Raw genomic sequence first — 1,163 nt, 5'->3', positions numbered from 1 at the left:
TCGCTCTGCTGAAGCCAGTTACCTAGGTTAGGTAATCTGCCAGGATTAACTAACCTTCGAAAAGCCACCTTGCCGGGTGGTTTTTTCGTTTCATGGAGGAAGATACGCTTTTCAAGCCGTCATCGTCAAGAAATGCAGAGACTAGAAAACGTCATTCTATAAGTCAAAATCGGGTATTTGCCCTTTTTTATAATCTGGCGAAATGACTTTCCTATATAAATTAAACACTTGTTTTTTTTGGTAGAAAAAATCATCCAAAGACTGACCAAATAAATAATCAACATCAATCTTCTTATTATTACATTTAAACTCGTCCAATCGGTTTATATCTTTAGGATATATATTCCCCGTAACCCACAAACGATGATGTATATTTTTGTTATCAGGGTTATTTGATTTGTAGTAGGAATTTATAATTGGCACTCTTGTTTTCATCCAAAGACTAACCTCCATCGAAGGTAAAGTCTTAACATTTTTGCACTCAACGATATAAATATCATCGTTAGTTTCCAATACAACATCAGCTTCGGCATGTTTACCGTTTATTTTATATTCTTTATTAATACGAACATTTCCATAACCATAGAAATTACAAATTTGAGAGGAAACAAAAAGCTCAAAAATATACCCCCTTAAATTTCCATTCTCTCCAGAGATAGACTCCAGATCTTTTACCATTTGAAGTAACTCATCAGGATGTCTTTCAATAGATAAAGTTCCCTGAATCACCTTCGATAGTCTGGCCAAGCTCTCATCGACCTTATTACCAAACGCATTAGCTATAGTTATAGCCAGAACCCCTTCACTCCTTAGCTTGTTGAAGGCATTCTTCTCAAAACGTCTAGCAAAAAGAACAAACATAATCCTCTGGTTTGTCCTAGAGGACTTGGTCATCTGAACTTTTCTTATGAAGGTATCAGCAGCATCGGTGGTAATTTCATTTCGATTAAACCCTAGAGCAAAATCACAGACAACAAAACCTGGGATGAGTCCATCGCTGGAATATTCAGCAAGAGGGGACACATAACTTGGCGCTGTTATATCCCACTCGAAAGAACCAACCACAGGATTGTTCTCTCCATCATATTTTGTTTTTATTTGATTAAAAGCCACAATACCTAAATTTCGCAACCATGCCTTAATCAGTTCAAATATTGGCTTAT

1 protein-coding gene is annotated in these 1,163 nt (G+C 36.4%); it reads right to left on the bottom strand.

The window, feature by feature from the left end; genetic code table 11:
• Positions 1–156: 156 nt before the first annotated feature.
• On the bottom strand, positions 157–1,163 hold a 1,007-nt coding region (locus AYK82_RS18075; protein WP_068310437.1), incomplete at its 5' end, for an NERD domain-containing protein.

This window comes from Polycladidibacter hongkongensis, from assembly GCF_001561995.1.
In the GTDB taxonomy this organism is placed as follows: Bacteria; Pseudomonadota; Alphaproteobacteria; order Rhizobiales; family Stappiaceae; genus Pseudovibrio; species Pseudovibrio hongkongensis.
Note: the sequence above shows the minus strand (reverse complement) of the source record. Positions and strands in the feature narration are given on the sequence as shown.